This window comes from Microbacterium phyllosphaerae (genome assembly GCF_017876435.1).
Lineage (GTDB): Bacteria > Actinomycetota > Actinomycetes > Actinomycetales > Microbacteriaceae > Microbacterium > Microbacterium phyllosphaerae.
This window is the reverse complement of the sequence record NZ_JAGIOA010000001.1, coordinates 2,009,083-2,033,398: the sequence shown is the minus strand read 5'-3', so window position 1 is coordinate 2,033,398 and position 24,316 is coordinate 2,009,083. Positions and strand designations below refer to the sequence as shown.

Annotated in this window: 21 protein-coding genes; 11 read left to right on the top strand and 10 right to left on the bottom strand. The window is 68.0% G+C overall.

Going from position 1 to position 24,316, the window contains the following annotated elements; translation table 11 throughout:
* Positions 1-37: 37 nt before the first annotated feature.
* Complete coding sequence (locus JOF42_RS09415; RefSeq protein ID WP_210097626.1) at positions 38-1,690, bottom strand: MFS transporter; 1,653 nt, start codon at positions 1,688-1,690, stop codon at positions 38-40.
* A gap of 139 nt (positions 1,691-1,829) precedes the next feature.
* Between JOF42_RS09415 and JOF42_RS09410 the strand changes: the two genes are divergently transcribed.
* Entirely contained in the window at positions 1,830-2,510 is a 681-nt protein-coding gene (locus JOF42_RS09410) for a response regulator transcription factor (RefSeq protein ID WP_210097625.1), read from the top strand.
* Positions 2,507-3,481, top strand: a complete 975-nt coding sequence (locus JOF42_RS09405) for a sensor histidine kinase (RefSeq protein WP_210097624.1) — start codon at positions 2,507-2,509, stop codon at positions 3,479-3,481. Before JOF42_RS09410 ends, JOF42_RS09405 begins: the two co-directional genes overlap by 4 nt.
* Here the strand turns inward: JOF42_RS09405 and JOF42_RS09400 are convergent.
* The 4 genes from JOF42_RS09400 to JOF42_RS09385 all read right to left on the bottom strand — a co-directional run bounded on the left by JOF42_RS09400 (position 3,459) and on the right by JOF42_RS09385 (position 6,727).
* Positions 3,459-4,214 carry an FAD:protein FMN transferase gene (locus JOF42_RS09400; RefSeq protein ID WP_245340773.1) on the bottom strand — a complete coding sequence of 252 codons (756 nt, stop codon included), beginning with the start codon at positions 4,212-4,214 and terminating at the stop codon, positions 3,459-3,461. The two genes, JOF42_RS09405 and JOF42_RS09400, sit on opposite strands and share 23 nt — an antisense overlap.
* A gap of 56 nt (positions 4,215-4,270) precedes the next feature.
* Entirely contained in the window at positions 4,271-4,768 is a 498-nt protein-coding gene (locus JOF42_RS09395) for an FMN-binding protein (RefSeq protein ID WP_210097622.1), read from the bottom strand.
* Between the two features lie 13 nt (positions 4,769-4,781).
* Positions 4,782-6,206, bottom strand: a complete 1,425-nt coding sequence (locus JOF42_RS09390) for a ferredoxin reductase family protein (RefSeq protein ID WP_210097621.1) — start codon at positions 6,204-6,206, stop codon at positions 4,782-4,784.
* Between the two features lie 113 nt (positions 6,207-6,319).
* Positions 6,320-6,727 (bottom strand): hypothetical protein, encoded by a 408-nt coding sequence (locus tag JOF42_RS09385; protein WP_210097620.1) that lies wholly within the window; start codon positions 6,725-6,727, stop codon positions 6,320-6,322.
* A gap of 74 nt (positions 6,728-6,801) precedes the next feature.
* Between JOF42_RS09385 and JOF42_RS09380 the strand changes: the two genes are divergently transcribed.
* The 6 genes from JOF42_RS09380 to JOF42_RS09355 all read left to right on the top strand — a co-directional run bounded on the left by JOF42_RS09380 (position 6,802) and on the right by JOF42_RS09355 (position 13,428).
* Positions 6,802-7,269 (top strand): MarR family winged helix-turn-helix transcriptional regulator, encoded by a 468-nt coding sequence (locus tag JOF42_RS09380; RefSeq protein WP_210097619.1) that lies wholly within the window; start codon positions 6,802-6,804, stop codon positions 7,267-7,269.
* Between the two features lie 26 nt (positions 7,270-7,295).
* The gene (locus JOF42_RS09375) at positions 7,296-7,718 is read left to right on the top strand and encodes an organic hydroperoxide resistance protein (protein ID WP_210097618.1); all 423 of its coding nucleotides are present in this window, start codon (positions 7,296-7,298) and stop codon (positions 7,716-7,718) included.
* A gap of 43 nt (positions 7,719-7,761) precedes the next feature.
* Positions 7,762-8,739, top strand: a complete 978-nt coding sequence (locus JOF42_RS09370) for a zinc-binding dehydrogenase (protein WP_210097617.1) — start codon at positions 7,762-7,764, stop codon at positions 8,737-8,739.
* 100 nt (positions 8,740-8,839) lie between these two features.
* On the top strand, positions 8,840-11,266 hold the full coding sequence (locus JOF42_RS09365; protein WP_210097616.1) for a glycosyl hydrolase family 95 catalytic domain-containing protein: 2,427 nt from the start codon (positions 8,840-8,842) through the stop codon (positions 11,264-11,266).
* Positions 11,256-12,239, top strand: coding sequence for an acetylxylan esterase (locus JOF42_RS09360; protein ID WP_210097615.1), 984 nt, complete (start codon positions 11,256-11,258; stop codon positions 12,237-12,239). Before JOF42_RS09365 ends, JOF42_RS09360 begins: the two co-directional genes overlap by 11 nt.
* A 22-nt stretch (positions 12,240-12,261) precedes the next feature.
* Entirely contained in the window at positions 12,262-13,428 is a 1,167-nt protein-coding gene (locus tag JOF42_RS09355; protein ID WP_210097614.1) for an ROK family transcriptional regulator, read from the top strand.
* Between the two features lie 149 nt (positions 13,429-13,577).
* Here JOF42_RS09355 and JOF42_RS09350 read toward each other — a convergent pair whose 3' ends face one another.
* From JOF42_RS09350 to JOF42_RS09340, 3 genes are all read right to left on the bottom strand, one after another.
* The gene (locus JOF42_RS09350; RefSeq protein WP_210097613.1) at positions 13,578-15,206 is read right to left on the bottom strand and encodes an extracellular solute-binding protein; all 1,629 of its coding nucleotides are present in this window, start codon (positions 15,204-15,206) and stop codon (positions 13,578-13,580) included.
* A gap of 75 nt (positions 15,207-15,281) precedes the next feature.
* On the bottom strand, positions 15,282-16,259 hold the full coding sequence (locus JOF42_RS09345) for a carbohydrate ABC transporter permease (RefSeq protein WP_210097612.1): 978 nt from the start codon (positions 16,257-16,259) through the stop codon (positions 15,282-15,284).
* Positions 16,256-17,245 (bottom strand): ABC transporter permease, encoded by a 990-nt coding sequence (locus JOF42_RS09340; RefSeq protein ID WP_210097611.1) that lies wholly within the window; start codon positions 17,243-17,245, stop codon positions 16,256-16,258. The genes JOF42_RS09345 and JOF42_RS09340 overlap by 4 nt, the downstream gene beginning before the upstream one ends.
* 166 nt (positions 17,246-17,411) lie before the next feature.
* On the opposite strand from JOF42_RS09340, the gene JOF42_RS09335 reads away from it, so the two are divergent.
* The 3 genes from JOF42_RS09335 (at position 17,412) to JOF42_RS09325 (ending at position 22,762) form a co-directional block, all read left to right on the top strand.
* A complete protein-coding gene (locus JOF42_RS09335; protein WP_210097610.1) occupies positions 17,412-19,619 on the top strand; it encodes an alpha-galactosidase in 2,208 nt (735 codons plus the stop codon).
* A 55-nt stretch (positions 19,620-19,674) separates the two neighbouring features.
* Entirely contained in the window at positions 19,675-22,275 is a 2,601-nt protein-coding gene (locus JOF42_RS09330) for a X2-like carbohydrate binding domain-containing protein (RefSeq protein ID WP_210097609.1), read from the top strand.
* Positions 22,276-22,363: 88 nt separating this feature from the next.
* The gene (locus JOF42_RS09325; RefSeq protein ID WP_210097608.1) at positions 22,364-22,762 is read left to right on the top strand and encodes a RidA family protein; all 399 of its coding nucleotides are present in this window, start codon (positions 22,364-22,366) and stop codon (positions 22,760-22,762) included.
* Between the two features lie 21 nt (positions 22,763-22,783).
* Here JOF42_RS09325 and JOF42_RS09320 read toward each other — a convergent pair whose 3' ends face one another.
* Together JOF42_RS09320 and JOF42_RS09315 are read right to left on the bottom strand one after the other, a co-directional pair.
* The gene (locus tag JOF42_RS09320) at positions 22,784-23,860 is read right to left on the bottom strand and encodes a DNA polymerase IV (RefSeq protein WP_210097607.1); all 1,077 of its coding nucleotides are present in this window, start codon (positions 23,858-23,860) and stop codon (positions 22,784-22,786) included.
* A 62-nt stretch (positions 23,861-23,922) separates the two neighbouring features.
* Entirely contained in the window at positions 23,923-24,315 is a 393-nt protein-coding gene (locus tag JOF42_RS09315; RefSeq protein WP_210097606.1) for a DUF1304 domain-containing protein, read from the bottom strand.
* Position 24,316 lies beyond the last annotated feature (1 nt).

Sequence of the window (24,316 nt, the reverse complement as noted above, 5' to 3'; positions counted from 1 at the left end):
TTCCGCTGCGCCCCGTGTGGGGCGCGCGAGACCGGCGTCAGATCGCGGGATCGGCTTCCGGATCCGGAGTGGCGCCCACCGCACGCGAGTCCTCGTTCGCCTCGTCGTCGTTCCGACCTCGTGGCCCTGCCCCTGCCCCGAGGGAGATCGTCGACAGAAGACCGACGGCGAGGAATCCGGCAGCCGTCCACGCGGCGAAGCGCGTGCCGTCCGAGAACGCCTCCTTCGCATCGTCAGCGATGGCTGCGGTCTCGGGATTCGCCTCGAGCCCGCTGATCGCTCCGCCCGCGCTGTCGACGACGGACGACACGATCTGGTCGCGCTGATCCGCGGACAGTCCTCGGTCATCGAGGGACGAGGCGAGGACGCCTGCGGTGGTGGTGAACAGCACCGTTCCGAGCACGGCCACACCGAGGGCCGCACCGAGCTGGCGCGACGTCGACTGGGTTCCCGAGGCCGCGCCGCTGTCGTCGACGGGAACGTCGGCGAGCACGACTCCGGTGAGCTGGGCGGTCGCCAGCCCCACACCGAGTCCATAGACGAACAGGAACGGGATGAGCGGCACCCACGAGGCATCCGGCGCGATGACGAAGCCGACGCCGGCCACGCCGATGATCTCTGCGACCAGCCCTGCACGCACGACCCAGACGGGCGCGATCTTTCCGCTCGCCGCTCCCGCGGCTCCGCTGGCGACGAAGGATCCGACGGCGAGGGCGAGCAGCAGCAGCCCCGTGTGCAGCGCGTCGAATCCGAGCACGAACTGCAACCAGAGCGGCAGCGCGAGGATGATCCCGAACTCTCCGAGCGACACGACGGTCGCCGCGATGTTGCCGTTGCGGAAAGAGGGGATCGCGAACAGACGCAGCGCCAGCAGCGTCGACTTGCCCTGACGCTGACGGTGGACTCCCCAACCGATGAAGGCGATGAGCGAGATGAGGGCGAGCCCGAAGGCGAACGGGATCGGCGACAGGTCGAGCGGCCACGTCCAGTCGCCGATCTCGGGACGCTGATCCACGAGCCACCACCCGTAGGTGCGCCCCTCGATCAGACCGAACACGAGGCTTCCCATCGTGACCACCGACAGGAGCGCCCCGACGACGTCGATCTTCGAGGCACGATCGCTGCGGGACTCGGCGACCGTGAGCAGGACGCCGACGACGATGATGATCCCGAGCGGGATGTTGATGCCGAAGGCCCACCGCCACGAGAACGCGGTGGTCAGCCAGCCGCCGAGGAGCGGTCCGACGGCGGCCATGCCGCCGATGGTCGAGCCCCACACCGCGAACGCGATCCCGCGTTCGCGCCCACGGAACGTCGCGTTGATGATCGAGAGGGTCGTCGGCAGGATCATCGATCCGCCGACGCCCTGCGCGAGGCGGGCGAGGATCAGCATCCCACCGTCGGGGGCGAAGGCCGCGAGCACGGATGACGCCGCGAAGACCACCACGCCGATGAGCATCACCCGGCGACGGCCGAAGCGGTCCGCGAGACTGCCGAACACGAGGAGCAGCGCGGCGAAGACCAGCGTGTAGGCCTCCTGCACCCACTGCACCTCGGTCGACGTGATGCCCAGGTCGTCGACGATCGCCGGGATCGCCACGTTGACGATCGTCGAGTCGACGATGATCAGCGAGACAGCGATGCTGATGAAGACGAGCCCTACCCACCGCAGCCGAAAGTATCGTTCCATGACTACTAGCTTAGCTAGCAAATAGAGATACGAGTAGCTCCTCCTTCAGAAACCAGTCGGCGGCTACAGCCGTGCGAGGATCCATACTCGCCCGGGCGTACGCTGATGCTCAACCGGAACCGGACTTCGAGAGGCTCCCATGACCCGCATGGATGGTCCCGCTCTCCCCGCACTTCTCTACGTCGAGGACGACGCGGAGATCGCGGCGCTGACGGTCGAGGTGCTCGCGGATTCCTATACCGTCGATCACGCAACCGACGGCGAGGTGGCGCTGCGGATGGCCCTCGACCACCGCTACGACGTGATGGTCATCGACCGACGACTGCCCGGCATGGACGGCGTCGCCCTCGTGAAGGCGGTTCGCACCGCCCACATCACCACTCCCGTGCTCATGCTGACGGCTCTCGGCACTGTCGACGATCGTGTGACCGGGCTCGACGGCGGGGCCAACGACTACCTGGTGAAGCCCTTCGACTACGACGAGCTGCTCGCCCGCCTCCGAGCGCTGCGCAGGGCATTCCGTGCCGACGGGGCGCGACGGCGCCTCGGCGAGTGGAGCTTCTCACCACAGGCGCAAGCCGTGTACGACCCGTCCGGTTTCCGCGTCGCGCTGACCGCGACCGAGAGTGCGCTGCTCGAACTCCTGAGCACCAGCCCCGAGCACGTGTTCAGCCGCGAGGAGATCGTTCGGGCGGTCTTCCACGAAGGTGACACGACCGGCTCCGTCGACACCTATGTGCATTACGTGCGGCGCAAGACCACGCCCGACATGATCGAGACCGTCCGCGCACGCGGGTACCGAGCGGGGATGCCCTCATGAGCGAGGCCGACGCACGACGCGTCCGCCGCGCCGCCCTCTCGATCGGAGTCTGGGTGGGCGTCGCCTCGGGAGTGATCGTGGCGATCGGCATCGCGATCCTGATCAGTGTCATCCTCTCGACCTCCCGACGTGAGGGGCAGGAGCACGGCGGCGGCTGGTTCGGACAGGGCGGCCCGAGGGACGACTTCATCGTCGACATCGACGTCGTGGTGCCGACGGTGATCGTGCTGGGGGCGGTCGGCGTGATCCTGCTCGGGGTCGTCGCCGCGATCGCCGCACGGCGGTCGGTGCGCCCACTCAGCGACGCCCTGCGTCAACAGCGCAACTTCGTGGCCGACGCGAGTCACGAGCTGCGCACGCCGCTGACGACGCTGACCAGCCGCATCCAGGTCCTGCAGCGCCGCCATGACCGCGGCGAGGACGTGGCCCAGGGGCTCGGAGAACTGCGGCGCGACGCCGACATGATGGGCGATGTCCTCACCGACCTGCTGATCTCCGCCGAGGGCGAGTCCCACGCGGGCGGCACCGCGGACGTCGAGACGGCAGCGTCGTCAGCCGTCTCGACCATCGCGACGATCGCCCAGGAGTCTCAGGTGCTGCTCCGCGTCACGTCGGATTCCGAAGTCACCGCACAGATCCCCCACGTGACGCTCGTGCGGATCCTCGTCGCACTGCTCGACAATGCGGTGCAGCACTCCCCCGCCGGAGGAACCGTGTCGGTCCGGATCAGCCACGATGCCCACCACGCCATGGTGCGCGTGATCGACGAGGGCTCCGGCATCGACGGCATCCCCGCCGATCAGGTCTTCGAACGTTTCGCACGCCCGCGCGAGAGCGGGCGGCCGCGCAGCTTCGGGCTCGGCCTCGCGCTGGTGCGCGACGTCGCCCGCCGCTCCGGAGGATCCATCGTGGTGGAGACGTCGACGCCAGCGGGCACGACTTTCCTGCTCACGCTGCCAACACACCGCTGAACGGCTGCACCGCCACCGTCGTCGCCCCCACCCACCGGGTCACCTCGCCGTCGTCGCCCACGAGCATCCCCGTACGGGAACCTGATTTCTCGAGCCATGACCGATCGGCGGTCCCGGCGACGACCGCCGCAGTGGCCCAGATGTCCGCACGCGTGAGGCTGTCCGCCACGATCGTCGCCGACGCGACCCCTGTCGCAGGATCCCCGGTGCGCGGGTCGATGATGTGGTGCCCCCGTTCCGCGGTGCCCGACGTCGCGACCGCGCCGTTCGCCACCTCCATAGTGGCGACCAGTCGTCCGGGTGCGTGCGGATCCGCGATGCCCACATGCCACCGCCAGTCGGCGTCCGGCGCGGTGAAGAGCTGCAGGTCTCCACCCGCATTGATCCCGACCGCGACCGACGACGAGAGCAGTGGCTGGAGGTGGCGGCGGCTCGCCTCCTCGACAGCCCACCCCTTCACATATCCGGTGGGGTCGAACCACCCACGCCAACTCGCAGAGAACAGACCGTCGGTGGCGGCTTCGGCACGGGCACAGGCGTCGGCGACGACCACGACGCGCGCATCGGCCTCGGCAACCGAGAGCTCCCCTCGACGGATGCGATTGATGTCGGAATCCGGACGGTAGGTCGAGAAGAGCCGGTCGATGTCACGAAGCTCCTCGAAGCACCCCTGGATCGCCCTCTCGGCATCGGGATCGATCGTCCCCTGCACGGAGACCACGTGGATGCTCATGGGGATCCCCATGATCTCCTCGACGCGGACCTGCACCCTTCTCCCCGGCGCGCGCATCAGCTCTGCGCCTGATCGATCGCGCTCTGCAGCGACGAGAGGTAGCCGTTGCTCGTGTACGTCGCGCCCGACACCATCTGGATCTGCGCGTTCTGCGACTGCATCGTCTCCGAGACGAGACGGGGGATCGCCGTCTCGTTGATCTGACGGTCACGGCCGTTGCTGTCGGGGTAGTCGATCGCCTGCACATCGCTGATCTGTCCGCCCGAGACGGTGATCTGCACCTGGACCGGTCCGTATCGCGTCTGAGACGACGCGCCGGTGTACGTTCCGTCCGTCAGACCGCTGCTCGTCGTCGCGTCGGAGGAGGTTCCGGAGCTGCTCGACGCGCTTCCGGAGCTGCCTGTGGCGGTATCGGTGCTCGTCGTCGTCGCCCCGCCCGTCGCTGTGGCCGCGCTGGCGTCCGTCGGAGTGACCGCCTCCAGCGAGGTGCGATAGCTGAACAGGAGCACGAGACCGCTCACGGTCGCGAGCAGGGTGTAGAGGATCTTCTTCATGGTGTCTCTCCGTTCAGATCGTGAAGGACTCGGAATGGATGCGATGCGGGGCGAATCCCGCCCCCACCAGGTCTCGTCGAAGATCCTTCATCCAGGCTTCGGCACCGCAGATGTAGACGTCGTAGGAGTCGGGGTCCGGGATCAGGTGGCGCAGCAGGTCGGGCCCCGACCAGGCCTCGTGGGTGGCCGGGATCCAGCTCGACGGTCCGGATGAGCGCGAGCCGGCGAGCGGCAGATATCGCAGCCCTCGGCCTGTCACGAGCTGAGCGATAGCTCCCTGGCGCAGCGCATCGACCACCGACGAGTCCCTCGCGATGAGGGTGGCGTCTCCGGGGAGATAGGCCTCGTTCTCGAGCAACGAGATCAGTGGTGCGACACCGGCGCCGGCACCCATCATGAGCAGCTTGGTCGCGGTTCGACGCTCGCCCGTCATCTCTCCGTACGGCCCCTCGACGATGACTCGAGTTCCGGGCGAGAGCACGGCGAGCCGCTGCGTGCCGTCACCGACGACGCGCGCCGTCAGTGTGAGTTCGCGACCCGGTGCCGCCGACAGCGAGAACGGGTGCCCACGGGTCCATCCCGGTCCGTCGAGGAACCGCCAGACGAAGAACTGTCCTGCGCGCGCTCCGAGGCGGTCGAGGTGTCGACCTCCCACGTGGATCGTCACTCCTCGTGCACCGTCCTGCTCGACGCTCTCCACACGAAGCGCCCGACGCGAAGACCGCAGCAGCGGGACTCCGATGCGGAAGACGAGCACCGACACCGCAGCGAGCGCCCAGATCGACCACCAGTAGAGCGTCGCGATCGGCGACGACAGGAAGTCAGCCCCGGTCCACAGCTGATGCGGCAGCGCCAAGCCCACTCCCAGGTAGGCGTACAGGTGCAGGAGATGCCAGGACTCATAGCGCAGCTTACGGCGGGCCCGTCTGATCGATGTCACGACGACGAGCAGGATCAGCAGTGTGCCGGCGGTCGCCAGCAGCATCCCCGGGTAGTCCCAGATGAAGCTCCACAGCTGGACGATCGGGTTGATCCCGGCCGCCATCGCGTACCCGACTGCGAGCAGTCCGATGTGAGCGCCCATCAACCAGAACGACCAGAACCCGACGAAACGATGCAGGCGGGTGATGCCGTCACGCCCGAAGCCGCGCTCGAACAGGGGGATGCGGGCCATCAGGAGCACCTGATAGAGCAGGAGGTTCGCCGCCACGAGCCCCGTCAGACGCCCCAGCGTGGTCACGGTCTCGGCGTTCATGCTGATCGCAGCCGTCACCCCTCCTCCCGCGACCCACAGGGCGACGACGAACAGGCTGGTCGCCCAGATCACGGTGATCGCGGCGGCACGCCAGAGCTGAGGTCCGCGACGACGGGTGGTCGCCACGGGTGTCGAGCCGGAGGATGAGACGGATGCTCGGGATCTCGTCGTCAGAGTGGTCATGGCCCCACTGTGGAGGTACGACTCTGAGACAGATCTAAGGAAGACCTCTGCACAGCTGACTCATAGCCGATTCATCGCTGAGCACCACGCTCATCGGGCTCTGCGTGCGAACCTCAGCGCGGCTCGGTCACATCCGAGCGATCGAAGATCCGGCGGACGCCACCCCGAGCCAGCATCAGCACGATGATCAGCGCCGTCACCTGGAAGAAGCCGCCCAGATACACGGCGTCGCCGAACACCGCATCGACGAGCTCGAGCACGAGGAACTTGCTGCCGGGGAGCACGAGCAGGAGCGCAGCGACGTTCACCACTCGGATCCAGGGAGAGCGTGCACCCCGGATACGGGTGACGATGCGCTTCTTGACCAGCAGAACCACTTCGAGCACCAGCTTGAGCAGGATCGCGGTCAGCAGCGCGAGGAGGAACGACTCGGAGATGACCTCGGGGAAGAGTTGCGTGAAGGCACCCAGCACGACGAGGTAGACGAACACGTCGACGAGATCGACCGGGCGCACCTTCATAGTCGGAGCCTAGTGCGAGACGACGCCTTCGCAATTAAATTGTGCACAATCTAATCGCGTGCAATACTTAGGTCATGGCCGTGACCGACGAGATGGTGTGTTTCTCCCTGTACTCCGCCGCCCGCGCGACGACGCAGGCATACCGCTCCCTCCTCGCACCGTGGGGATTGACCTATCCCCAATACCTGGTGCTCGCGATCCTCTGGATGGAGGGCGAGCAGACGATCGGCTCGCTCGGCGACGCCATGCAGCTCGACTCCGGCACCCTCTCCCCCCTCGTCCGGCGCCTCGAGCAGGCGGGCTACGTCGCCCGCTCCCGAAGCACTGCCGACGAGCGGGTCGTCACCGTGGGGCTGACCGATGCGGGAACCGCCCTTCGCTCCGAGGTCGCGCCGGTCCACACCGCGATCGCCGCTCTCGCCGGCATGCAGGACGACGATCAGCGCCACCGACTGATCGCCGAGCTCCACGAGCTCACTTCGCGACTGCAGAACTCGGCAGTCGCCCCCGAATCCACCGCGCGCGCACCTCGCGCCGACTGACCCCAACCCCGGAAGGAATCCACACGATGGACGCTCTCTACACCGCCGAAGCACTCGCCACCGGAGCCGGCCGAAACGGCCGCGTCGCCACGAGCGAAGGGCGACTCGACATCGACCTCGCCATCCCGAAGGAGATGGGCGGAAGCGGCGACGGAGCGAACCCCGAGCAGCTCTTCGCCGCCGGCTACGCCGCGTGCTTCCACTCCGCCCTGCAGACCGTGGCCCGCACGCAGAAGGTGAAGATCACCGACTCTTCGGTCGGCGCTCGCGTGCAGATCGGCTCGAACGGCGAGGGAGGCTTCGGTCTCGCCGTGCAGCTCGAGGTCGTCATCCCCGACCTCCCCCACGAGCAGGCACAGGCACTCGCCGACGCCGCACACCAGGTGTGCCCCTACTCCAACGCGACCCGGGGCAACATCGACGTCCAGATCACCGTCACCGACGACTGATCCAGACCCGCATCCACCACACTCATCCCACAAGGAGAACATCATGCGCGCCCTCACCCACGACACCTTCGGCGAACCCGAACAGGTCCTGACCGTCTCCGAACGCCCCACCCCCGAACCCGGTCCCGGTCAGGTCCGACTGAAGATCGTGCTGTCACCGATCCACAACCACGACCTGTGGACCATTCGCGGCACCTACGGGTTCAAGCCCGAGCTGCCCGCGGCATCGGGCACCGAGGCGCTCGGCGTCGTGGATGCGCTGGGCGAGGGCGTCGAGAACCTCACGGTCGGCCAGCGCGTCGCCACGGGCGGCACGTTCGGCGCCTGGGCCGAGTACGTGGTCGCGAACGCCGCAGGACTCATCCCGGTACCCGAGTCGCTCAGCGACGAGAGCGCCGCACAGCTGGTGTCGATGCCGTTCAGCACCATCAGCCTGCTGCAGTTCCTGGGAGCTGAGAAGGGCGACTGGATCGTCCAGAACGCGGCGAACGGCGCCGTCGGGCGGATGCTCGCGCAGCTCGGCGCCGCGCGTGGCGTGAACGTCCTCGGCCTGGTTCGCCGCGCCGCCGGAGTCGACGAGCTTCGGGAGCAGGGCATCGAGAACGTCGTGTCGACCGACCAGGACGACTGGCGCGACCAGGTGGCGAAGCTCACCGGCGGCGCCCATGTCGCGTTCGGCATCGACTCGGTCGGTGGTTCGTCGGCCGGCGACGTGCTGTCTCTCCTCGGCGAGGGGGGAACGCTCGTCGCCTTCGGTGCGATGAACTCCCCCACCATGGAGATCGCATCGGGCGATGTGATCTTCAAGCAGGCCACGGTCAAGGGCTTCTGGGGCAGCAAGGTCATCCAGACGATGGATGCCGCCACCCGCGGCGCCCTGTTCGGCGAACTCATCCAGCGGGTCACCGAGGGCACGCTGACGCTTCCCGTCGCGGGCGTCTTCGACGCGGCCGACGTGGCCGACGCGGTTCGCGCGAGCAACACCGCCGGCCGAGTCGGCAAGGTGCTGCTGACGTTCTGACCCGAGTGAGGCGCAGCGCGTCGGACATTACTTGACAGCGGCAATTAATGCCGCCTACGCTGACGGTGACATCGAGATCGATCGAACACACCGGAGTGCGATGACCGACACACTGCGCCTCAGCTGGGACGCCCCCGCGACACTGTGGGAGGAGGCGACCCCTCTCGGCAACGGCCGCATCGGCGCGATGGCGTTCGGCGGACCGAGCGGCCGATATCAGCTCAACGATTCGACGCTGTGGTCAGGCACCCCCGACGGGCCGGCCAGGGCGCTGGAGAACGTGCGCTCACGCGGCGCGGGCCCCGCTCGCCTCGCGGAGGTGCGCGCTGCGCTCGGCTCCGGCGACGTACGGCTCGCTGAAGAGCTCCTGATGGCCTTCGAGGGCCCGTACTCGCAGGAGTTCCTTCCGCTCGCAGATCTGCACCTGCGAGTCGAGGGCGCCGAGACCGATCCTGACACCCCCGCGAGAGTCCTCGACCTCGATGACGCGGCTCTGACCGAAACCCTCCGCATCCCCGGCGGTCGCCTTACTCGCCGCTCGTGGGTGTCGGCACCCGCGCAGGCGCTGATCGTCGATCTCGTCGCTGATGTCGAGTTCGACGCGACGATCGAGCTGTCCACTCCCCTGCGCGGTCGAGTCGTCGACTCCTCCGGCGCGCTGATCCTCGACGTGCAGGCCCCTGTCGACGGAGCGCCGCTGCACGAGGAGTCGGTCGATCCACCGCTGCGCTATGCGGAGGACGACACGGAGTTCGACGCCTATGCTGCCGCAGCGGTCGTCGTGAACTCGGACGGCGAGGTACGACACTCCGACGGTCGCATCGTCGTCCGCAAGGCCCGTCGCCTGCTGATCGCCCTGTCCACATCGTCGCGCGCCGGGTCGTGGTGGGCCGACGCCGACGGGGACTGGCGGACCGCCTCACGAGAGGCGATCCGGGATCGCGCACGAGAGAGGGCGGATGCCGCGGCTCAGCGCGACACCCACGACCTCCTCGTCGAGCACGTCGCCGATCGGCGACGCGTCACCCGCGCGCGATTCGCGATCGGCAGTCGACGTGAGGGCACCTGGAGCGTGGACAGGGATGTGCTCCACGGATCCGATCCGCTGCTGCGCGCGACGGTCGCCGCCGAGTACGGCATGTATCTTCTGGCGTCGAGTTCACGAGCCGGCAACCCCGCCGCGAATCTGCAGGGCATCTGGAACGACCAGTTGCAGCCGGCATGGTCGTCGAACTACACGATCAACATCAACACCGAGATGAACTACTGGGCCGCGCCGCTCCTGCTCGACCCAGACGCGCTCGAACCGCTGCTCGCCCTCGTCGAGCGCCTCGCGAGCACCGGCACCGCCACCGCCCGAGAGCTCTACGGGACCCGCGGATGGGTCGCGCATCACAACAGCGACGTCTGGGGCTGGAGTCTTCCGGTCGGTGACGGCCACGGAGCCGCGAGCTGGGCGATCTGGATGATGGGCGGCGTCTGGCTCACGCACAATCTGTGGGACGCGTACGAATTCGGAGGGGACCGAGACCTCCTGCGCGAGCGGATCTGGCCCGTCATGCGCGGAGCCGTGGAGTTCTGCCTCGACTGGCTCGTCGCGGATGCCGACGGCGCACTCCTCACCTCTCCCTCCACCGCACCGGAGAACTCCTACGTCGCCGCCGACGGTCGGCCCACCGCCCTCGGCCTGACCGCGACGTCGGATCTCAGTCTCATCGGCGCCCTCTTCGAGCGCGCACTCATCGCGATCGCCGACCTCGGACTCGACGACGCACTGGAGGCCGAGGTGCGCGAGGCACTGGCGGCGCTGACTCCGCTGCGGATCGGCTCGGACGGCAGACTGCTGGAGTGGTCGGCCGAGGTCGAGGAGCACGAACCGCTCCACCGCCACCTCTCCCCCGTCGTCGGCCTGTATCCCCTCGACACCGTGACCCCCGAGCGCACCCCCGAGCTGTTCGACGGGGCAGTCCGTCTGATCGACGCACGGGGCCCCGGTGCCATGGGCTGGTCCTGGGCCTGGAAGATCGCCCTCCGCGCGCGCGCTCGTCAGGGTGAGGTCGCCGCGTCGCTCCTCGAAGAGGCGCTGACGCCGTTCGACGGCGACGCCACTCGCCACGGCCCGGTCGACGGCTCGGAATGGGGAGGCCTCCTCCCCAACCTGTTCAGCACGCATCCGCCCTTCCAGATCGACGGAAACCTGGGATTCCCCGCCGCGATCGCCGAGATGCTCGTGCAGAGCCACGGCGGCCTCGTGCATCTGCTTCCCGCACTTCCCGATTCGTGGGTCCGCGGCGACGTGCAGGGCATCGCGGTGCGCCCCGGCCTCGTCCTCGATCTCTCGTGGAGCGATGGGCGGGTGACAGGCGCGACCCTGCACAATCCTGGCTCCGAGCGTCGGACGGTGATCGTCAGGATCGCAGACCGCGAGACCTCGGTCGACGCGGCGGCCGGCGCGACCGTCGATGTCGCGCTGCCGTCCACCGCAGGTTCGGCCGCTCTGCCGCAGGAGGGACGCAGTGCACGGTGATCTCCGCGCCGTCGATGCGGCGACCACGCAGACCGAACCCGACGACTTCGACGCGTTCTGGGCCGAGACGATCGCTGAGACGAGAAGCCTTCCCCTCGATCTCACCGTCACACCGCATGCCACGCGACTCACCCAGATCGACGTCTTCGACGTGTCGTTCCGCGGGTTCGGCGGCACCCCGATCCGGGCATGGCTCCGCATCCCCCACGGCGCCACCGAGCCTCTCCCTGGACTCGTGCAGTTCTTCGGCTACGGCAACGGCAGAGGGCACGCGCTGCGGGACCTGCGATGGGCGTCCGCCGGCTACGCGCATCTCGTCGTCGACGCACGCGGACAGGGACACGGCGACACCGACGACGACCACGCCGATGGCGGTCCGTCCGCGGGAGGCTTCCTCACCCGCGGCATCCGCTCGCCCCAGGAGTACTACTACCGTCGCGTCTATGCCGACGCGGTGCGCGCCATCGACGCGCTGCGCAGCATCGACGGCGTCGATCCCTCTCGCGTCGGCACGGTCGGCGCCAGCCAGGGAGGCGGCATCGCCCTCGCGATCGCCGGGCTCGTGCCCGACATCGCGGTCGCGATCGTCCAGGCACCCTTCCTCTGCGAGCTCGACCGGGCGGCGACGCTCAGCACCGAGCATCCCTACTCGCTCCTCACGCAGTACTTCGCCGACCGGCGTGGCGACACCGCCGCCGCGCTCGACACGCTGCGCTACTTCGACGGCATCAATCACGCCAAGCGGGCCACCGCCCCTGCGCTGTTGAGCACCGGCCTGCTCGACGGCATCGCACCGCCGGAGACGGTGCTCCCGGCCTTCACGGCATACGGCGGCGAGAAGACGGTGGTGATCTGGCCCTACAACGGACACGAGGCCGGGGGCGACCTCGACGAGGAGAACGCGCTCGAGTTCGCGGCCGCGCACCTCGCGGCAGGCGCTCCGACGCGCACCGCAGCGAGTTCGCTACGATAGCCGACACGACCCGAAGGACCTGATGGACCACGACACCGCCTCGCGCACCACCCTCATCCGCTCGGCGTCCGACGCCGGGTCGAGGGTCTTCGAGACGATCCTGACGCGCAGTCCCATCAGCCGCATCGACATCGCGAGACAGACGGGGCTGTCTCAGGCAGCGGTCACCAAGGCGGTCGCTCCTCTCGTGGCGGCGGGGCTGGTCGACGCTCCTCCCGCCTCGCATCGCGACGGCACCCCGGGGCGGCCGGTGAGCCCGGTGTCGATCGTCCTCGAGTCGATGGTGATGCTCGGCGTCAAGGTGAACGTCGACGAGGTCATCGCGGTCGCCACCGACCTCGCGACCACCGTGCTCACGAGCACGAGGCGGGCTCTGCCCGCCGACGATCCGCACTCCGTGATCGACGCCATCAGCGATGTCGTCGCCGAGCTCGAGCAGAACCTCGGCCTCGGCGCATCCGCGATCGCCGGCATCGGCGTCTCGGTGTCGGGCGACGTCGACAGCTCCACCGGAGTCGTGCGCGAATCGAACATCATGGGGTGGGCCGACGTCCCCCTCGGGGATCTGCTGCAGTCGCGATTCGCCTGGCCGGTGACCATCGAGAACGACGTGCATGCCCTCACGATCGGCGAGCACTGGTTCGGCATCGGCCTCGGCACCGCCTCATTCGCGATCGTGACGATCGGTCGGGGCATCGGCAGCGGCCTGCACCTCAACGGCGAGGTCGTGAGCGGCGCCTTCGGCGTCTCGGGCGAGATCGGCCATCTGCCGCTCGCCGACCCTGCTCTGGTCTGCCCCTGCGGCCGGCGCGGATGCGTCGAGGCAGCGGCGTCGACCGGAGCGATCGAAGCGGCGGTCTCGGCAGCGCTCGGTCGGCCCGTCGCGATCGACGAAGCCGTGGCGCTCGCGCACGCGGGTGATCCCGAGGCGGAATCGGCTTTCCGCGAAGCCGCCCGACTGATCGGCACGGCGATCGCGACTCTCGTGAATCTGACCGGACCCGAGCTCGTGATCATCGGCGGAGAGGGTGTGTCCGACTTCGATCTCTTCGAGAAGACGCTGCGCGACGCGTTCGAGAACCACGCGTTCGGGGCTGCCGTGCGCTGTCGAATCGTGACCCGCCCCCACACGTTCGAGGACTGGGCACGCGGCGCCGCCGCCACCGCCATCCAGTCGCTCGTGCGCTGAGGCCCCACGACACAGACTCCGAGAGAGGCGGATGCCGCACGGCATCCGCCTCTCTGGATGCTCGCCGCGGGTTCTGCGCCGGGCACCTGTCATCCGAGACGCAGAGATGCGCGGGGCGGCATCCGCCCCGCGCATCCTGTGTCCGTCGCTCAGAGCGCGTCGTACAGAGCCTGCTGCAGTTCGAGGTAGCGAGAGAGCCCGAGGCCCTCGAGATCGGCGGCGTAGGCATCCCACGTCGCGTCGTCATCGATGTCGCGCTGACCGGTCACGAACTCCGCCTGCGCCTGCGTGATGTAGGTCGCGATGTTGGTCTGCAGCTCGGCGAGCTCCGCCGAGGTGTCGGGGTCGGGCCACAGCTTCTCGACGGGGAAGAGCATGCTCTCGTCGGGAGCGTAGGGCTCGTACTCCTGTGACGCGTTGAGCAGTCGACGCTCATATCCGTCCGGCGAGTACACGTCCTCCGGCACGACCTGCGAGTTGCGGTACTCGAGCGAGTCCCAGTACTGACCCATCGACCGCCACGAGGCGTTCGATGTCTCGTCGTACGTGAGCGGCTTGAATGTCGGGTCGAGCTCGGGGTCGAGCGCGACGTCGCCCTCGACCGCAGGCACCCACGCCTCGCCCTCCGGCCCCATGGCTCCGAGACGGTCGCCTTCCTCTGTCACGAGGTAGTCGATCACCTTGATGGCCTGGATGCGCTCCTCCTCGGTCGACTTGTTCGTCAGCGCGAACATGCCCAGCGGGCTGACCGGCGAGCGGTAGGTGGCGAACTGCGTGCCGTCGGGCCCCTTGACCGGGGGCACCGCGTCGTAGTGCGTGTCGCGGCCGTCAGGAGAGTCGGCGGTCACGATCTCGTACGGATGCAGAACAGCCGCAGCACCGAGGATCTCACCGTCGGCGTTGTCGCCGAGGGCCCGCAGCGCCTCCCCGTTCTGAGTGAACGACGCGGTGTCGATGAGGCCCTCGTCGGCGAGAGACGAGATGTACTGCAGGCCGGCACGCCATCCGTCGGTCGTCGCCGACAGAGTGACCTTGTCACCGTCGAGCACCATGGGCGGCGGGCTCGAGGGCGAGCCGTACGGCGCGTAGGTGAACGCGTTCATGAAGTAGTTGATGACGGGCTCCGAGGCCGAGGCGCTCAACGCCACCTCATCGGGGCGGCCGTTGCCGTTGGGATCGTCGTTCTTGAAGGCGCGCAGCACCTCGCGCAGCTCTTCCGTGGTCGTCGGCTGCTCGAGCCCGAGCTTGTCGAGCCAGGTCGTGTTCATCCAGAGCTTCGACGGATAGCTGCAGTGGTAGCACTCAGTCCACTGGGTGATCGCGTAGATGTGCCCGTCGGGGGCAGTGACCGACTGCTCCCAGTCGGGCTTCTCCTCGAACCGCTCCTTCAGGTTCGGCGCGTACTCGTCGATGAGATCCTCGAGAGGCAGGAGCACTCCCTGCTGCCCGTACTTCAGGATCTCACTCCGAGAGAAGGCGTCGACCCACGGCACGAGGAAGTACGCGTCGGGGTAGTCGCCGCTGGCGAGCGACACCTGTCGCTTCTCACCCGCGACACTGCCGTCGTAGGTGGTCGTCTGCCAGTCGAAGTCGATGTCGAACTTCTTCTCGAGCAGCTGGGTGAACTCGTTCTCGGCGAGCGAGCCGTTGTCACCCTGCGGCCCGAAGGCGACGAGCTGTCCGTTGTCGTCGCTGGGCGGCGTGCAGGCGGCGAGCGCCAGCCCCGTCGTGACGACCGTGACCGCTGCGATCGCGCCTCGTGTGATGCGTTTCTTCATTCCGGAATCTCCTTTGACCGGTTGAGGGGGGTAGTGATGCGGATGGGTGTGGACGTGTGGGGTCTCGGAGGCGGATCAGCCCTTGACGGCGCCGACCATGATCCCCTTGTTGAAGTACTTCGCGACGAAGGGATAGGCGACGAGCATCGGCACCGTGGCGATGACGACGGTCGAGTAGCGCAGCAGATCCGCCAGCTCGCGGCGCCGCAGTTGCTCGGCGACATCGCCGCCACCGCCCGAGTCGTTCAGGATCAGCAGGCCTCGCAACACGAGCTGGAGCGGTTGCAGGTCGGCGTTGCGCAGGTAGAGCAGCGCGTCGAAGTACGAGTTCCACTGCATGATCGCGTACATCAGGGCGATCACCGCGAGCAGCGGCTTCGCGAGCGGCACGACGATCGTCCAGAGGATGCGGAGTTCAGACGCGCCGTCGAGCTGGGCCGCCTCGTACACCTCGTCGGGCACGGACGATCGGAAGTAGACGATCGCGATGATCACCTGCCAGACGCCGATCGCGTTGGGCAGCAGCATCGACCACCGGGTGTCGAGCAGCCCGAGCGACTGCACCACGAGGTACATCGGGATGACGCCGCCGCTGAACAGCATCGTGAAGACGACCCCACCCGTGATGACCTTGCGTCCGAACAGCTGAGCCCGTGAGAGGGGGTAGGCGATCGCGACCGTGCCGAGCACGCTGATGAGGGTGCTGACGACCGTGTAGAAGAGCGAGTTGCCGAACCCGCGGAGGATCGCGGGGTTGGCCAGAGCCTCGGCATAGCCGCGGAAGGTGAAGTCCACCGGCCAGAAGAGCACCCGCCCCGACGACACGGCCTGCGGACTCGAGAACGAGCTGGCGACGATGTTGAGCAGCGGCAGCAGCACCACGAGCAGGAAGACGGAGAGCAGGATGTAGGCCGCGACGATGAAGACCCGGTCGGTCTTCGTCTCTTTGACCTTGACACCTCGCAGGAGCGGGTCCCGCTTGGGTCGACGCGACCTGCCCCTCGCGACGTCGCTCTCCTGGGTGAGGAGGGCCTCGGTATCGATCGTGGTCACCACAGTCCGTTTCCCGTCACTCGCTTGGACACCGTGTTCACCACGAGCAGCAGCACGAGGCTGACCACGGCGTTGAAGAGTCCGATGGTCGCTCCGAGGCTGAAGTTCGCGTTGAGGATGCCCGTCTTGTACACGTACGTCGGGATGATCTCGGATGTCGAGAGGTTCAGAGCGTTCTGCAGGAGGAAGGCCTTCTCGAACCCGATCGCCATGATGTTGCCGACCCCGAGGATGAGGATGATCGATGCGGTCGGCAGCAGCGCGGGGATGTCCACGTTCCAGATCTTCTGCAGCCGGGAGGCACCGTCGATCTTCGCGGCCTCGTAGAGCGAGGTGTCGACCGAGGCGAGGGCCGCGAGATAGATCACGGCGGAGTATCCGGTCGTCGTCCAGATGTCCGTCGCGACGTAGATGTGGCGGAAGAAGTCCGCGTCGGCCAGCAGGTCGACCTGTCCGGCGCCGAAGAAGCTGAGCGTCCGGCCGAGCAGACCGACGCGCGGCGACAGCAGCAGGATCGTCATGGAGACGACGACGACCGTCGAGATGAAGTACGGCGCGTAGGTCACGAGCTGCACGGTGCGGGTGAAGAAGCGCAGCCGCACCTCGTTCAGCGCGAGCGCGAGGATGATCGGCAGCGGGAAGCTCGCGATCAGGGTGTAGGCGGCGAGGATGAAGGTGTTGCCGACGAGCCGGGGGAAGACCGGGTTGCGGAACAGATTCGCGAAGTTGTCGAATCCGACCCAGGGGCTCCCCCATACCCCGTCGATCGGGTTGTAGTTCTTGAACGCGATGATGGCGTTCGCCATCGGCACGTACCGGAACACGATGAACCAGATCACCGGGATCAGCAGAAGCAGGTACAGCTGCCAATAGCGGCGCAGGCTGCGCGTGAGTCGGGTTCGGACGGTGGAACGACGCGCGGTGGCGCCGGGGGGCCTCGACGTCGAGACCTCCTCGGAGAGTGCTTGCTCAGCACTGAGCTTCATGATCGCCCTCCTCGGGCAGGGTTACTTTACGTCGTAATAAAATCACGACCTCAGCCAAAAGTAAACGACCGATTTCTCAGAGCCGATTTCGGATCCGCGCTTGCACACCCCTCTCAAACGTGATTTATTGACGTTGTCAAGTAACTATCCGGAGGGTCTTCATCCCATGACTTCCCGTGCCGACACCGTTGTCGCACTCCGCGCCGCAGGCGTCTCCTTCGTCCTCGAGATCGGTCAGCCGATCCCCCGCATCCTGCACTGGGGCGCCGATCTCGGCGCATCCACGCCGACCACGGCATCCGCGCTCCTGCTGACCGCCGGCCCTGCGCAGCTGAACAACTCCCCCGATGTGCCGCGCACCTTCTCCGCGCTGCCCACCGAGTACGAGGGGTGGTCGGGTACGCCCGCGCTGGCCGGTCACGCTCAGGGGCGTGCCACCACGCCGCGGCCGCGCCTCAGCCGTCACGACGTCGAGATCGACGGTGTGCGCGGCGGAGGCAGCATCGAGCTGGAGTTCGAGGACGCACTCGCCGGACTCCGCACGACTCTCCGCTACCGCCTCGACGAGCACGGAGTCCTGGCCGTCGACACATCCGTCGTACGAGACGCGCGCCTCAGCCCCCGGCTCGGCTCGACCGCCTACACGGTGGACTCCGTGCTCGCACTGATCCCGCTGCCGGAGCGCGCGACGGAGATCCTCGACTTCACCGGCAAATGGTGCCGCGAGCGCTCCCCGCAGCGGACGCCGTTCGGATTCGGGACCCACCTGCGCGCGGCTCACCGCGGCAAGCCCGGCCATGACTCCCCGTTCCTGCTCGCCGCAGGCACCGCAGGATTCGGGTTCGGTCATGGCGAGGTCTGGGCCGTCCACCTGGCGTGGAGTGGAGAGCAGCGCTACCTCGCCGAGCGCCTCACCGAAGGTGCGGGCGCGTTCAGCTCGATCATCGGCGCCGGAGAGGAACTGCACCCGGGCGAGATCATCCTCGAAGACGGCGATCGCTACGACTCACCGACCGCACTCTTCATCTGGTCGGATCACGGCCTCGACGCGATCAGCGACCGGCTGCACCGACGGCTGCGCTCGCGGGCGTCGCACCCGCGCTCCCCTCGGCCCCTCGTTCTCAACACGTGGGAGGCCGTCTACTTCGATCATGACCTTGCACGCCTCACCGCGCTGGTCGAGCGCGCCGCCGCGGTGGGCGTCGAGCGCATCGTGCTGGACGACGGCTGGTTCCGCGGTCGCCGTGAAGCGGATGCCGGGCTCGGCGACTGGTACGTCGACGAGGGCGTGTGGCCGCAGGGGCTCGCGCCCCTTGTCGACATCGTGCGCGCCCACGGAATGGAGTTCGGCCTCTGGTTCGAACCCGAGATGATCAATCTCGACTCCGACCTCGCCCGTGCGCACCCCGACTGGGTCCTCGGCCCCGCCGAGGGGCTGGGCCCCGAATCGAGGTCACAGCACGTCCTCGACATCGCCCGCCCCGAGGCCTACGAGTACCTGCTCGAACGGATCGACGCCCTCGTCAGCGAGCATTCGATCGACTACCTGAAATGGGACCACAATCGCGATCTCCTCGAGGCTGTGAGTCGGGAAACGGATGGCGACCGCCCGAGCGTGCACCGGCAGACTCAGGCGCTGTACCGGCTGCTCGACGAACTCCGCCTGCGGCATCGGGCGCTCGAGATCGAGACGTGCTCGGGCGGCGGCGGCCGCATCGATCTGGGCATCCTCGATCGCACCGACCGCGTGTGGGCGTCGGACTGCAACGACCCCGTCGAACGGATCCAGATCGAACGCTGGACCCGCAGCCTCGTTCCGCCGGAGCTGATCGGCTCGCACCTGGGCGCCGCCCGGTCGCACACGACCGCCCGGACGACAGATCTGTCGTTCCGTCTGATCGCCGCCCTGACGGCGCACGCCGGGATCGAGCAGGATCTCACCGCGGTCGACGACGCAGAGCTCGCCGTGATCGCCCGCTGGGCCGGCCTGTACCGCGAGTTCCGCGGACTGCTGCACAGCGGGCGGGTCGTCAATGCTGATCTCTCGGACCAGGCGACAGCACTCGCCGGGGTCGTGGCGCACGACGGCTCCGAAGCACTGTTCACCTGGAGCCGGTTCGCGACCTCCGCCGGCGGGCAGTCCGGACGCGTGCGGTTCCCCGGGCTCGACGCCGAAGCGGTGTACAGCGTCAGGATCCGTGAAGACCTCGGTGCCGCGAGTCGCCACCAGGGCAACGACCCGGCATGGGTGGCGGATGCGGTGACCGGCTCGATCGAACTTCCGGGGAGCGTGCTGGTCGGCGCGGGACTGCCCCTGCCGACCCTCAACCCCCAGCAGGCGATGCTGATCGAGATCCGGCGCTCCGACACCTGACCCCCTGCTCCCCTTCCCCATCCCACGACAGAGCAGTCGAACGAGAGGAAACCCCATGAAGACCCATCGACAGAGAAGGCGAGCGACCACGGTCACCGCGGCGTTCGCCGCGACCGCGCTCGCGCTGACCCTCGCCCCGGGCGCGGGCTGGGCCGCCACCGCGGCGCCGGACCCCACGACCACTCCCACGCCGGAGGCATCCCCGACCGAGGCGGCGACACCGCCTCCCGCCGCGGACGAGACGCCGAGCCCTGCCCAGACCGCGTCCCCGCAGCCCACGCCGACGGCATCGACGTCGCCGGAGGAGGCCCCGCCCGCGAAGGATGCTCGACGCACGGCTGCCCCCGACGACGGCATCTCGGAGCTGTCCGCCGCGCCCTACATGGGCTGGAGCAGCTACAGCATGCAGGTGTACGAGGGCGGGCAGTGGATCACAGCCGACCAGATCATGGCGCAGTCGGACGCCATGCACGACAAGCTGCAGAAGTTCGGCTACGAGTACATCAACATCGACGCCGGCTGGAACGGCGGCCAGGACGAATACGGCCGCCCGATCCCCAGCACCACCCTGTTCCCTGACGGCCTCGACGCCGTCATCGACCACGTGCACGACAACGGGCAGAAGGTCGGCCTCTACCTGATCCCCGGCATGAGCCTGGAGACGGCGCAGAAGGCGCTTCCCATCTACAACGCCCCCGGTTGCACCACCGAGAACCTCCTCAAGCAGCCGCTGCAGCAGGGCGACTACTGGGGCTTCGGATACCGTCTCGACTTCGACAACCCGTGCACGACGAAGTACATCGACTCGATCGCCGATCTGCTCGGCGAATGGGGAGTCGACTTCATCAAGTTCGACAGCGTGACCCCCGGTTCCGGCATCGGCGACCTGTCGATGGACGCACGGGAGGAGGTCGCCGCGTGGTCGCAGGCGCTCAAGCGCAATGACATCTGGTTCGAGCTGTCCTGGGCGGTCGACATCAACTACGCCGATTACTGGAAGCAGTATGCCGACGGATGGCGCGTCGACTGGGACGTCGAGTGCTACTGCGGCGACGAGGCGCTGACCACGTGGGAGAACGTCGCCCGCCTGTTCCCGCGGCTCTCCGACTGGTGGCGCCACGCCGGCCCCGCCGGCTGGAACGACCTCGACTCGCTCAATGTCGGCAACGGGAAGATGGACGGATTGACCCGTGACGAGCGCCGCACGGCGACCACGCTGTGGGCGACGTCGGCGGCGCCGATGTACCTGGGCAACGACCTCACGAACCTCGACAAGTACGGTCTGGAGCTGATCACGAACCGCGAGGTCATCGCCGTGAACCAGGCCGGTGTGCCCGCGCGCCCGGTGTCGACAGCGACGAAGCAGCAGGTCTGGTACGCGCTGAACCCCGACGGGACCTACACCGTGGCCCTGTACAACCTCGGGCGCGCGGATGCCGACATCACGGTCGACTGGTCCGACATCGGGCTCGACGGATCCGCGAAGGTACGCGACCTGTGGGCCGGCAAGAACCTCGGCACCGAGGCCGACGGCTTCACCGCCGGGAGCGTGCCGATCCACGGCGTGCGTCTGTTGAAGGTGACCCCCGAGAAGAAGGCGGTCCTCACGGTCAACGACGACTCGCTTCGCGTCGGGTATGCCGGGGACTGGGTGCGCAACGACGGCAACGAGGTCCCCGCGACCTCGCAGCCGTTCACGGTCGCCGTGTCCGACACCCCCGGTGGCGGAACGCCCACACCTCCTGCCACAGGCCTCACGGTGACGCTGAACGACAACGACTCCCGGATCGGCTACAGCGGGTCGTGGGGGTACAGCAACAATCGTGGCCTCGGCGACCACGGCGACGACGTGCATTACGTCGAGACCAACGGTGCGGCATTCGAGTACACGTTCCAGGGAACCGGCATCCAGTACGTCACCGAGAAGCACGAGTCGCAGGGCGAGGTGGAGATCTACCTCGACGGGCAGCTCGTCGACACCGTCGACACGTCGTTGCCTGCCGCCGACGGGCGCCTGTCGCAGCAGGTCGTGTACGGCGTCGCGGATCTGCCGAGCGGAAGCCACACGCTGCGCGTGGTGAAGAAGTCCGGATCCTTCATGCTGCTCGACAAGCTGGTCGTCACGCTCGACAGCCAGCTGAGCACGACATCGGGAGCGTTCAACAGAGCCGCACCCGCCGACATCACTGTCGACGTGCTGCGCGACCCGAGCGAGCTCGCGTCGATCAGTATCGACGGCGAACCGCTCGAGCGTGACGCCGACTACACGCTGTCGGGCACGACGGTGACCCTGAAGTCCTCGTACCTGGCGGCGCTCCCGGTCGGCGACGCGACGCTCGACTTCGGCTTCACCGGAGACCACCTCGACGACGTGCACGCGACAGCGACCGACGGCGACTCCGTGTCGTTCACGTTCCGCGGAACGGGCGTCACGTGGGTCGCACCGAAGGGACCCGACCAGGGTGCTGTCGACGTGTACATCGACGGCAAGAAGGTGAAGAGCGTCGACACGCACGGCGACTCCCGCGTCTCGAACCAGGAACTGTTCACGGTCTCCGGTCTGAAGGACAAGGAGCACACGATCAAGATCGTGAAGACCTCGGGAGACGTGCTGCGCACCGACGTCTTCCGGTACACGGTCAAGAAGGTCGGCTGAGCGCTGTCGGGGCGGGCCTCGTGCCCGCCCCGACAGTCCTCACGACCCGCAGGTGCCGATGTCCGAGCCCGGGTGCAGACTCGGGCGCATGGAGATCACACTCGCACAGCCGGCCGGACTCGTCGTGAGCCCGGCCTTCAGCCATGTCGCCGTCATCCCTCCCGGGGCGACGACGATCCTCGTCGGCGGGCAGAACGGCGTCGATGACACCGGAGCACTCGTCTCGGCGGATGCCGCAGAGCAGTCGCTCCGAGCCGTCCAGAACGCCCGCATCGCCCTCGAGCACGCGGGCGCCGGCCTCGACGACGTCGTCAGCTGGACCATCCACATCCATCAGGATGCCGATCTGCGCGCCGCCTACGGCGCAGTGGCCTCGACGCTCGCGCGCGAGGGCGCGCCTCCCCTGGTCACCGCCGCTCTCGTCGCCGGGCTCGGCGTGCCGGGCGCTCTGATCGAGGTGAGCGCGATCGCTGCGGTCATCCGCTGATGATCCGGCTGAGAACTCGAGTCAGATTCGCCCTCTGACCGGCGTCCGCTCCACGGACTCATCGCTCTCGGGCATCGTCATCTCGGCCCGCACGCCGAGGAGCCTGACCTCTCGCTGCTGATCGATCGTGGATCCGAGGGCGAGGGCTGCATCGATCACATCGCCGCGCTCCGTGGTCGGCGCCGCCAGCTTGCGTCCGAACGTCTTCGTCTCGAAGGGCGCGTACCGCACCTTGAGATGCACCCGCACGACCGGTCGCCCCTCGGCCGCGCAGTCGTCGAAGGCGTGACCGGCGAGCTCCGCGAGCGCGGCCTCCACCTGCCTCGCCGTGGTGAGGTTCTGCGGGAACGTCGTCTCGCGGCTGTGGCTGCGCGCCACCCACGGAGTCGGATCGACCGCGGTCGGCCCGAGCCCCGAGCCGAGTCCGTGGTACCAGACGCCCATCCGCGGACCGAACTCGGAGACGAGCAGCTCCTCGTCGGCATCCGCGAGCTCTCGCACCGAACGGATGCCGAGGGCGGCGAGCCTCTTCTGCACCTTCGGCCCGACTCCCCAGAGATCACGCGTCGGCCTGTCGCCCATCACCTCGAACCAGTTCTCGGCGGTGAGGCGGAACACACCCCGAGGTTTGCCGAACTCGGTGGCGATCTTCGCACGCACTCTGTTGTCGCCGACGCCGACAGAGCAGTGGAGCCCTGTCGCGTCGAGCACCGCGGCCTGAGCCGAGCGGGCCACAGTCTCCGGGTCGTCGGTGTCGACCCCGAGGAAGCACTCGTCCCAGCCGATGACCTCCAGCACGACATCCGGAAGGGCGCGCAGTGCCGCCATGACCTCGGCTGAGGCCGCTTCGTACGCCTCGTGATCGACGGGGAGGAAGACGGCATCCTCGGGCGCCTTGCGCGCCGCGATCTTCAACGGCATGCCCGACCCGATGCCGAACGCGCGCGCCTCGTAGGAGGCGGTCGAGACCACCGCTCGCTCCGTGGGATCACCGCGCCCGCCGACGATCACCGGGAGACCGGCGAGCTCAGGCCGGCGCAGCACCTCGACCGCGGCGATGAACTGATCCATGTCGACGTGCAGCACCCAGGAGGCCATGCACCGAGTGTGGTCGCTGTCGACCGGATTGTCACCCCGTGTCGACGAGCAGAAGGCTGAGGTCAGCCGATCGCGACGCCGACAGCCGTCGCGATCACGGCGAGCAGCGGCAGCGTGCCCTGCATCGCGGCCGCGCGCAGCTTCGACGGGTCGGAGAGCACGAGCACGAGAGCAGCGGCCAGCATCATGCCGGTGCCCGCGAACACCAGCGTGAGCCCGACCGTCGTGAATCCGATGATCACGAAGCCGACACCGAGCAGCGCGGTGAGCGCCAGGAACAGGTTGTAGAAGCCCTGGTTGAATGCGAGCGCCTTCATGGTCACGGCATCCGCCTCGCTGGCGACGCCGAAGATCTTCCTCGTCTCGGGCTCGGTCCACTTCAGCGACTCGAGCGCGAAGATGAAGACGTGGAACGCGGCAGCGGCCGCGGCGAGGACGAGTCCGACGATGAGCATG

Bases quoted from the DNA above. Each gene is read 5' to 3' on its own strand.
- JOF42_RS09390 (WP_210097621.1), bottom strand. From the start codon at position 6,206: ATGACCACTCTGACGACGAGATCCCGAGCATCCGTCTCATCCTCCGGC.
- JOF42_RS09375 (WP_210097618.1), top strand. From the start codon at position 7,296: ATGGACGCTCTCTACACCGCCGAAGCACTCGCCACCGGAGCCGGCCGA.
- JOF42_RS09325 (WP_210097608.1), top strand. From the start codon at position 22,364: ATGGAGATCACACTCGCACAGCCGGCCGGACTCGTCGTGAGCCCGGCC.
- JOF42_RS09370 (WP_210097617.1), top strand. From the start codon at position 7,762: ATGCGCGCCCTCACCCACGACACCTTCGGCGAACCCGAACAGGTCCTG.
- JOF42_RS09355 (WP_210097614.1), top strand. From the start codon at position 12,262: ATGGACCACGACACCGCCTCGCGCACCACCCTCATCCGCTCGGCGTCC.
- JOF42_RS09405 (WP_210097624.1), top strand. From the start codon at position 2,507: ATGAGCGAGGCCGACGCACGACGCGTCCGCCGCGCCGCCCTCTCGATC.
- JOF42_RS09330 (WP_210097609.1), top strand. From the start codon at position 19,675: ATGAAGACCCATCGACAGAGAAGGCGAGCGACCACGGTCACCGCGGCG.
- JOF42_RS09320 (WP_210097607.1), bottom strand. From the start codon at position 23,860: ATGGCCTCCTGGGTGCTGCACGTCGACATGGATCAGTTCATCGCCGCG.
- JOF42_RS09400 (WP_245340773.1), bottom strand. From the start codon at position 4,214: ATGAGCATCCACGTGGTCTCCGTGCAGGGGACGATCGATCCCGATGCC.
- JOF42_RS09380 (WP_210097619.1), top strand. From the start codon at position 6,802: ATGGCCGTGACCGACGAGATGGTGTGTTTCTCCCTGTACTCCGCCGCC.
- JOF42_RS09385 (WP_210097620.1), bottom strand. From the start codon at position 6,727: ATGAAGGTGCGCCCGGTCGATCTCGTCGACGTGTTCGTCTACCTCGTC.
- JOF42_RS09315 (WP_210097606.1), bottom strand. From the start codon at position 24,315: ATGCTCATCGTCGGACTCGTCCTCGCCGCGGCCGCTGCCGCGTTCCAC.
- JOF42_RS09415 (WP_210097626.1), bottom strand. From the start codon at position 1,690: ATGGAACGATACTTTCGGCTGCGGTGGGTAGGGCTCGTCTTCATCAGC.
- JOF42_RS09395 (WP_210097622.1), bottom strand. From the start codon at position 4,768: ATGAAGAAGATCCTCTACACCCTGCTCGCGACCGTGAGCGGTCTCGTG.
- JOF42_RS09350 (WP_210097613.1), bottom strand. From the start codon at position 15,206: ATGAAGAAACGCATCACACGAGGCGCGATCGCAGCGGTCACGGTCGTC.
- JOF42_RS09335 (WP_210097610.1), top strand. From the start codon at position 17,412: ATGACTTCCCGTGCCGACACCGTTGTCGCACTCCGCGCCGCAGGCGTC.
- JOF42_RS09365 (WP_210097616.1), top strand. From the start codon at position 8,840: ATGACCGACACACTGCGCCTCAGCTGGGACGCCCCCGCGACACTGTGG.
- JOF42_RS09340 (WP_210097611.1), bottom strand. From the start codon at position 17,245: ATGAAGCTCAGTGCTGAGCAAGCACTCTCCGAGGAGGTCTCGACGTCG.
- JOF42_RS09410 (WP_210097625.1), top strand. From the start codon at position 1,830: ATGACCCGCATGGATGGTCCCGCTCTCCCCGCACTTCTCTACGTCGAG.